We start from the raw sequence: 6741 nt of genomic DNA, 5'->3' as shown, positions 1-6741 counted from the left end.
GGGTGGATGGGTGGATGGGTGGATGGGTGGATGGGTGGATGGGTGGATGGGTGGATGGGTGGATGGGTGGATGGGTGAGCTGGCTAATGGGTGACCTGGTAGTCTGGGGCCCAGATGGGATGGTAGGACTGGATGGCGCGCATATACTGCACCCGTTCGAATTCGCTGGGGTTGGGACATTTGAGCTGGCTCATGCTGCCCCGCAGCTGGTCTAAAGATTCATATTCATGCTCATCGAGCCACTGGTGCAGATTTTCTTCGATTGTTTTAAGGTGACCAATGCCATGGCGCAGTAGGGTGGCTACCAGCATGGTGACATCGGCCCCGGCCATCAGCAGTTTAACCACGTCTTCGGCCCGGCTAATACCGCTAGTGGCAGCCAGACTGACCGGCAGTTTGCCGTAGAGTAGGGCAATCCAGGTGAGGGGTAGGCGCTGATCCTGGGGGGCACTGAGGATGAGGTTGGGTTCAATCTCTAAGTTGTCAATGTCAATGTCGGGCTGGTAAAAGCGGTTGAACAGCACCAGCCCTTCAACACCGGCTTGGTGGAGCCGTTTCGCCATGTTGGCCATGTTGCTGAAGTAAGGCCCCACCTTCACCGCAACGGGAATTTGCACCGAGTCGGTGACGGCGTTAACAATGTCCACATAGGTCTGCTCCACATCGGCTCCCGGCAGATCCAGGTCGGTGGGAATCCAGTAGATGTTGAGCTCGATGGCGTCGGCCCCGGCCTGCTGCATTTGCTGGGCATAGTCGATCCAGCCGCCCAGGGTGGTGCCATTCAGGCTGGCGATGATCGGAATATCCACCATCGCTTTGGCCTGGCGAATGTGGTTTAGGTAGGCGTCGGTGCCCACATGGAAGGTCTCTGGTTCAGGGAAGTAGGTGAGGGCTTCGGCAAAGCTTTCGGTGCCGTACTCGGTATGGTGATGAATTTCCAGTCGCTCCCGGCGGATTTGTTCTTCAAATAGGGAATGGAGCACGATCGCCGCTGCACCGGAATCTTCGATCCAGCGCAGGTTGTCCAGGTCTTCGGTGAGGGGAGCCGCCGCCCCCACCACCAGGGGCGATTTCAGGGTCAGGCCAAGGTATTGGGTGGTTAAGTCCATGGTGGGGTCCTGCTAGAAATGTTTGGTGACAAAGATCCCAGGGGTCTCGAAGACCTCTGGGATCTGGTTTTATGTTGAGGATGCTGTCGTACCAGTACCGCTATCTTTAGGCCTAGTAGAATTACCTTGACCATTTCCCTGGGCCGGATGATCCAGGTGGTAGCTGCGATTCGGCGGCAGGGGAGCCTCTTCCTCCAGGTCGCGGGCGGCCAGGTATTGGTACATGTGGTAGCGGCTGGCCACGCTAACCTGGGCCTGGCGCAGTAGCTCCTTGGCTTCGGCGGGTTTACTGCGCAGCAGCATCTTGAACCGATTTTCGCTGTACATGGCCTGCTCCAGGGAGCGTTTGGGGGCCCGGCTGTCCAACATAAGTGGGTTTTCCCCCTGCTCGACCCGGCGGGGATCGTAACGGTAGAGCAGCCAGCGGCCCGACTCCACGGCGGCGGTCTGTTGCTCCATACCCTTGGCCATGTTGATGCCGTGGGCAATGCAGTGGGAGTAGGCGATGATCAAGGAGGGGCCATCGTAGGCTTCAGCCTCTAGGAAGGCCCGCAGGGTGTGTTCATTTTTGGCCCCCATGGCCACGCTGGCCACATAAATGTTGCCGTAGGTCATGGCCATCAAGCCCAGGTCTTTTTTGGGGGCGGGTTTGCCCCCAGCGGCAAACTTGGCTACGGCCCCAATTGGGGTGGCTTTGGACATTTGGCCGCCGGTATTGGAGTAGACTTCGGTATCCATCACCAGCACATTGACGTTACGGCCGCTGGCCAGCACATGATCCAGGCCACCATAGCCAATGTCATAGGCCCAGCCGTCGCCGCCGACGATCCAGACGCTCTTTTTCACCAGGTAGTCGGCCAGGGATACCAGGTTTTGCAGACGGGTTTTGAGGCCGCGATCGCCCCCATCCAGCTGCCCCAACCAGTCCCCTAGGGCCTGTTTCACCTGGGCCACCCGCTGCCGTTGCTCAAAGATATCAGCCTCGTCGGTTTGGGCGTTGTCCAAAATCGCCGTCGCTAACTGCCGAGACAGGGGCGAGTTTTCGGTATCGAGGGCTAAGCCTCGTAGCAACTCCCTGGCCTGCTCCGTTTGTTTGTCGATGGATACCCGAAAGCCCAGGCCAAATTCGGCATTATCCTCAAACAGGGAGTTAGACCAGGCCGGCCCTCGGCCCTCGGCATTTTGGGTGTAGGGGGTGGTGGGCAGGTTGCCGCCGTAGATGGACGAGCAGCCGGTAGCGTTGGCGATCAGCATCCGGTCCCCAAACAGCTGGGTGGCCAGTTTAATGTAGGGGGTTTCGCCGCAGCCGCCACAGGCCCCAGAAAACTCGAACAGCGGTTCCTGCATTTGCTGATGGGAGATCTTGCGCAGATCCAGGTCGGCCCGGTTGGGGTTGGGTAGCTGCAAGAAAAAGTCCCAGTTTTGCCGTTCTTGCTGCCGCAGGGGCAGTTGTTCGGCCATGTTGATCGCTTTTTTGCTGGGTTCTGCCTTATTTTTGGCGGGGCACACCTCCACACAGAGGGCGCAGCCCGTACAGTCTTCCACCCCCACTTGAATGGTGAATTTGAGGTCACTCCAGGCTTTGTCCCTGGCGTCAGTGCTTTGGAAGGTCGCTGGTGCCTCCGCCAGGGCTGCCTGGTCGTACACCTTAGAACGAATCACCGCGTGGGGGCAGACCATCACACATTTGCCACACTGCACGCAAACATCGGGATCCCACACCGGCACCTCTTGGGCAACATTGCGCTTTTCGTACTGGGTAGTGCCGCAGGGGTAGGTGCCATCGGCGGGCAGGGCACTGACGGGTAGGCTATCCCCTTCCCGGGCCATCATTTTGGCCAGTACGTCTTTGACGAAGGGGGGAGCCGTGTCGGGCACCCAGCGGTGGGGGGCATCGTCGCCGCTGGCATCGGCGATGGGCACCTCGTACAGGTGCTCTAGGGTGCTATCGACGGCTTTGATGTTCATCGCCACCACCTCTTCGCCCTTCTTACCGTAGGTTTTGCGGATGGCTTTTTTAATCGCCGCGATCGCATCTTCCCGGGGCAGCACCCCTGACAGGGCAAAGAAACACACCTGCATGACGGTATTGATCCGTCCGGCCATGCCCGCTTCCCGAGCTACCCGATAGGCGTTAATGCCGTAGACCTTAATGCCCCGATCGATAATCCCTTGCTGCATCGCCTGGGGCAGCCGCGCCCACACCTCAGCCGGGTCATCAAAGGGGCAATTCAGCAGCAGGGTGGCCCCTGGTTTAGCCTCCTGGAGCAACTCTAGTTTGCTGACAAATTCCCACTGGTGGCAGGCCACAAAGTTGGCTTGGGTAATCAGGTAAGTGGAACGGATAGGCTCAGGCCCAAACCGCAGGTGGGAGACCGTCACCGAGCCTGACTTTTTAGAGTCGTAGACAAAGTAACCCTGGGCGTAGTTGGGGGTGTCTTCGCCAATGATTTTGATCGAGTTTTTGTTGGCCCCCACGGTGCCATCAGCCCCCAGGCCGTAAAACACGCTGCGCACCACGCTGTCGGGCTCGGTGGTGAAGCTGGAGTCGTAGTCTAGAGAAGTGAAGGTGACATCGTCGATAATGCCCACTGTGAAGTGGTTTTGGGGATCTGGCTGGGCCAGGTTATCAAACACCCCCTTGACCATGGCCGGGGTAAACTCTTTAGACGACAGGCCATAGCGACCGCCCACCACCTTGGCATAGACTGGCTGGGGCCGGGTGAAGTGGGGATGGTCCTCGTCCCCTTCCAGGCGCACACGGCCTGCGGTTTGGGGCAGTTCGTGGATGGCGTGGACCACATCCAGGTAGAGGGGTTCCCCAGGGCTGCCCGGTTCTTTGGTGCGATCGAGCACGGCGATCGCCTGCACCGTCTGGGGCAACGCCTTCACAAAGGCCATGCTGTCGAAGGGCCGATACAACCGCACCTTCAGTAGCCCCACCTTTTCCCCCTGGGCTACCAGGGCATCCACAGTTTCGTGGACGGCTTCAGCCCCCGACCCCATCACCACCACCACCCGCTCGGCATCGGGGGCACCGTGGTACTCAAATAGTCGGTACTGGCGACCGGTGAGTTGGGCAAACTCGTCCATGGCCTGCTGCACAATGTCAGGGCAGGCGTTGTAGTAGCGGTTCACCGTCTCTCGCCCCTGGAAGTAGACGTCAGGGTTTTGGGCGGTGCCACGAATGAAGGGGCGATCGGGGGTGAGGGCCCGCTGGCGATGGTGCAGCACCAGGTCAAAGGGCACGAAGTCGGCCAGCACCTGGTCGGGGATCAGGTCAATTTTCTGCACTTCGTGGGAGGTGCGGAAGCCATCAAAAAAATGTAGAAAGGGAATGCGGGATTCGAGGCTGGCGCGAATGGCGATCGCGGCCATATCCTGAGCTTCCTGTACCGAGTTCGAGCACAATAGGGCGCAGCCCGTAGCCCGGGTGGCCATCACATCGCTGTGGTCGCCAAAGATCGAGAGCCCCTGGGCCGCCAGGGAGCGGGCCGCCACATGCAACACCGCCGCCGTCAACTCCCCAGCAATTTTATAGAGGTTGGGGATCATCAGCAGTAACCCCTGGGATGCCGTAAAAGTGGTGGTCAGTGACCCCGCTTGCAGCGATCCGTGGACGGCTCCGGCGGCCCCCGCCTCGCTTTCCATTTCCACCACCGAGGGCACGGTGCCCCAAATGTTGGACTGGTTGAGAGAAGCCCAGGCATCGGCCCACTCTCCCATGGGTGATGAGGGGGTGATGGGATAGATGGCGCAGACTTCACTGAGGCGATAGGCCACCCGGGCAACGGCTTCGTTGCCGTCTAGGGTGGCAAAGGTGTTGGTGTCCATTACAGGGCCCCTTAAATTGATTGGGCAGCGGTTTCAAGCAAGTTTAAAGTGAGTAGCTGTAGCTGTTTGTAGCTAAAGGTTGAATGTTCCAGCAGCCAAAAAATCTGGTTTGGAGATGATGCCGTCATTCAACTTTGACAACATTTTGATTGTTTATTGGCTTAACCAAAAAATAACAACTCTTGAGCGATGATGCGGCAGACTTAAAGCTGGTTAACGTGATCAATCAACTGAATTGAAGTCATACAGAAGTGGATCAAGAGCTATAGGCAGTACAGCATCAATACCTCTATAGTGCCACTAGCTGACCCAGACGTGACGACTGTTTAGGTAAACTTTACTACTGACTGAAACCCTTTTGTATTAAGGGCTGAAGGCGTTATGACTGGTTTGAATCGAGTGAATCTAGGTTTAAAGTCACCATCTATTGATGAAACTGGGTAACAGCGTTGCCCATAGGTTTTGGCAAAATTGGTTTGATAGAGGATATGCGATCGCGATTCTATTCCTCGAACCCAAGGTGATTCTGAGAATTGGGGGAAGTGATTGGTTTAAAGCTGGGCTAAAACCAGGGGAAATAATGCGTTACGTAACATAATTCTGAAGAGACGTTTAACTTGACCCCTTGACCGCTAGCGCCTGTCTCAGATGCTTAACACCTAGACAAATAATCACACAGTTCTTTATGTCAGCCCATAAAAAAGGCGGGGTACCCTTGCACCCCGCTCTTCCTGGTTTTTGTCTAATTTAGTGATTTGTACAGCGTTAGCTAACTGTGTTCACGAGCCAACTACATGGGCAGCAGTACAGAGTCGATCACATGGATCACCCCGTTGCTGGCCTCGATATCGGCAGCAACGACATTGGCCTGATTGATGGTCACCGCTTCACCGTCCACCATGACGGTGATGGGAGCACCCGCCAGGGTATCCACATCCCCAGAGGCCAGGTCAGTGGAAAACACTTCCCCTTCGACCACATGGTAGGTGAGCAGTTGAGTCAGTTGATCTTGATTTTCAGGTAACAATAGGGCATCAACGGTGCCCTCGGGCAGCGCTTCGAAGGCCGCATTGGTGGGGGCAAATACCGTCAAAGAAGCCTCACCATTGCTGAGTGCTTCAGTCAAACCAGCGGCTTCGATAGCGGCGGTCAAAATCGAGAAGTCTTCACTGCTGGCGGCAATTTCAGCGATGCTGGGAGCCGCTTCAGCTGCGGTGGGGTCTTCGTAACCTGGCTCAGGCTCAGGCGCTGCTTCCATGGGCTGCTCGACGTTAGGGGCAGTATGCATGTCAGCGGTGGCCGATTGGGGCAATGCGGTCATGGCCACAGGGGCAGCACCAAACAGAAGCAGACCCAGGGCAATGCGAATTGTGTTCGGAGTCTTCATAGGTTGTCCTAGTTGTTCTAGCAAGGAGTACAATGCGTGGACGCAAAGGTGCTTTACAGTTCTTTACATCCCAAAATATGTTTTAACACAAGCTTGATGGTCGCTGCTCTACCCAGGGAGGGAAGTGTGTGTTCCCGGGGAGGTGGGGAGGTGGGGAGTGGATGGGTAGATGGGTGGATGGGTGGATGGGTGGATGGGTGGATGGGTGGTAGACGCGGAGCGACTTCCCGCAGGGTAGGGTGATGGGTGATGGGGTGGGGATGATGGGGGAGATGGGGGAGCCGTAGGGTGCACTAGGCCGCAGGTTAATCAATACTGTGGGCGGTGACTCTGGGTTGGCCGTAATGCACCGTTGCAAGGAGTTGAGACATAGGGGATTCGTTGGGACGTGATGGGATTGGGAGGTGGGGA

3 protein-coding genes are annotated in these 6741 nt (G+C 57.2%); all 3 read right to left on the bottom strand.

The window, feature by feature from the left end:
- Positions 1 to 83 precede the first annotated feature (83 nt).
- The 3 genes from E1H13_RS22565 to E1H13_RS22555 all read right to left on the bottom strand — a co-directional run bounded on the left by E1H13_RS22565 (position 84) and on the right by E1H13_RS22555 (position 6330).
- Positions 84 to 1109, bottom strand: coding sequence for a dihydroorotate dehydrogenase-like protein (locus E1H13_RS22565; protein WP_169616933.1), 1026 nt, complete (start codon positions 1107 to 1109; stop codon positions 84 to 86).
- A 69-nt stretch (positions 1110 to 1178) separates the two neighbouring features.
- Positions 1179 to 4943 carry a pyruvate:ferredoxin (flavodoxin) oxidoreductase gene (nifJ, locus tag E1H13_RS22560; protein WP_169616931.1) on the bottom strand — a complete coding sequence of 1255 codons (3765 nt, stop codon included), beginning with the start codon at positions 4941 to 4943 and terminating at the stop codon, positions 1179 to 1181.
- Between the two features lie 790 nt (positions 4944 to 5733).
- Positions 5734 to 6330 (bottom strand): fasciclin domain-containing protein, encoded by a 597-nt coding sequence (locus E1H13_RS22555; RefSeq protein WP_169616929.1) that lies wholly within the window; start codon positions 6328 to 6330, stop codon positions 5734 to 5736.
- Positions 6331 to 6741 lie beyond the last annotated feature (411 nt).

The sequence above is a fragment of the Nodosilinea sp. P-1105 genome, from assembly GCF_012911975.1.
GTDB lineage: Bacteria > Cyanobacteriota > Cyanobacteriia > Phormidesmidales > Phormidesmidaceae > Nodosilinea.
This window is presented reverse-complemented; position numbering and strand designations above follow the sequence as displayed.

Bases quoted from the DNA above. Each gene is read 5' to 3' on its own strand.
- E1H13_RS22565 (WP_169616933.1), bottom strand. From the start codon at position 1,109: ATGGACTTAACCACCCAATACCTTGGCCTGACCCTGAAATCGCCCCTG.
- nifJ (WP_169616931.1), bottom strand. From the start codon at position 4,943: ATGGACACCAACACCTTTGCCACCCTAGACGGCAACGAAGCCGTTGCC.
- E1H13_RS22555 (WP_169616929.1), bottom strand. From the start codon at position 6,330: ATGAAGACTCCGAACACAATTCGCATTGCCCTGGGTCTGCTTCTGTTT.